This window comes from Acidovorax sp. IB03 (assembly GCF_016406015.1).
In the GTDB taxonomy this organism is placed as follows: domain Bacteria; phylum Pseudomonadota; class Gammaproteobacteria; order Burkholderiales; family Burkholderiaceae_C; genus Acidovorax; species Acidovorax temperans.
Genome location: NZ_JAEFCH010000080.1, coordinates 1 through 1,989, shown reverse-complemented (window position 1 = coordinate 1,989; position 1,989 = coordinate 1). Strand labels below are relative to the sequence as shown.

At 58.0% G+C, this 1,989-nt stretch carries 1 protein-coding gene; it reads left to right on the top strand.

The annotated features are described in order from the left end of the window. Window positions 1–340 precede the first annotated feature (340 nt). A partial coding sequence (locus IHV84_RS20115) for an IS1 family transposase (protein ID WP_198848158.1) occupies window positions 341–1,989 on the top strand: 1,649 nt, incomplete at its 3' end.

Genomic DNA, 1,989 nt, shown 5'->3' with positions numbered 1-1,989 from the left:
CTAGCCGTTCCGTTAAGGGGTTGCTAAGACCCTGCTGATTGTTACAGAATGGGCTCCAGTCTTGGACTGGAGCCCTTTTTTGTCTGAGGAAAAATCTCCTTCAGGGTCTGGGAGGCTGAAGAAGTGGCCGTGGCGGTATCCGCCGACGGCCGCCGGCATCCAGGTCAACCATTGCAAGAACCCCTGCTGCCTGAACTTTGGGGTGGCGCCGCTGCATGACCGGAAGCGAGGTCGCCCGGCCGACGGCGCGCTGGAACCGTCCCCCGGGGACTACATCGCGACTGGCATTGGGAAAGGTGCGCCAGGCCTCAAATGCCTGCTTTGCGGGGAAATCTTCCCCATGCAAAGCAACCTCGCAATCGCCGAGGAATTGCTGAGAATCAGCGCCTATCTGGAGCCGCGCCTTCCCTGGTGCACGAATGAGGATTGCACCGCCTCAACAGGGCACAGCACAAAGCCTCCGACGCGATTCGGAGTCAACCGCCATGGCACGCCCCGGTACAAATGCGCGAACTGCGGCAAGACCTTCACTTTCGGCGGCAAATCGACCAAGCGTCAGCGCGAAACCCATGTCAACCGTGACGTGTTTCGGCACCTAGTCAATACCGTTCCCATCCGTCGAATCATCAAGTTGCTCGGGATATCGACTTCCGTCCTCTACGACCGCATCGATTTCATCTACGAGCAGTGCCGACTATTTGCGGGGGAACGTGAGCGCACCCTGATTGACAAAACGGACCTGGGTCGGCGCCGAATCTCGATTGACCGTCAAAAGCTGATGGTGAACTGGTCCTCGAAAAAGCAGCGACGCAATACGACGATTCTTTCAATCGCGAGCGCTGACCAAGATACCGGCTACATCTACGGTGCGCATTTGAACTTCGATGAATCGATGGACGATGCGGAGGTCAGCGAAGACATGGTGCGATTCGGTGACCATCAATTGGCTGAGCCCTTCCGGAGATATGCCCGTGTTTGGTTGGAGCGGGATTACGAGCGGGCCGCCAAGCGAGCTGAAGGCCGACGAAAGACCAAGAAGGAAGCGGCCGACCTGGTCGAGCCATCGCTTGAGCAACGCCTGGTGAGCGAGGTTGCGGCGCGCTACGACGACGTCGTCGAGCGGGACGTCATCGATGACGGGGATGAGCCCTCCCTCAATTCGCGCACACCGGCCAAAGGCATGCTGCTGCATGAGCAATCAGTAATGCACGCGCACGTCCAATTCGTTAGCCGATTGCTTCAGCGTGCGACAAAGATTCGCTTCTATCTGGACCAAGAGCCTGGATTGAGAGCGGCCTTTATGGCGGCGCACGTGGACCGCGTGCTCAATCGGACCGCTGATGCTTTCTACGTCAAGGTGACGAAGGACGGAACAGTCGACCAAAAGCGAGGGCTGGTCGGGAAAAGCATCAAGGCATTCCGCCGAATGTGCGAAATGCATCCGGACCTCACCGAAGAGGAAGTAGAGCTGCTGATGATTCGCGCCGAAATGGAACGCGTGCGTGAACTCGGCAAGTGGAATGACAGGTGGCTGGTGCACCCGATTAGTGACATGCGTGAGCCCATCAAGATGATTTGCTGGCTCACGGACATTGAAAAGCCCTCAGAAGACAGAGTCGAACGAGAGACACAACTTCAACGCGCTGCGAAGCTGTATCGTCGAGCTTCGTTGAACGAAATAGACCGATTCTTCATGCAGCTGCGTCGTGCATTGACAATGGCGGAACGTGGCGTTGTCAGTGCATCTGCTGACCGGCGCCTTTGGTTTGGCAAGAACGCCTACAACCCCAGCGTTCTTGCGAAGCTGGTGGAGATATTCCGAACCTACTTCAATTACTGCGAGGTTGGCGAAGACAAGCGAACTCCCGCCATGCGAATGGGCCTTGCCCGAGGCCCCGTGGCCGAGGAAGACATCCTCTACTTCGTGCCCGGCGAACCGCCTCGGCAGCGGGCGCCGGCAGCTCGTCGAGCCCCAGAAGAAAGCCCCTC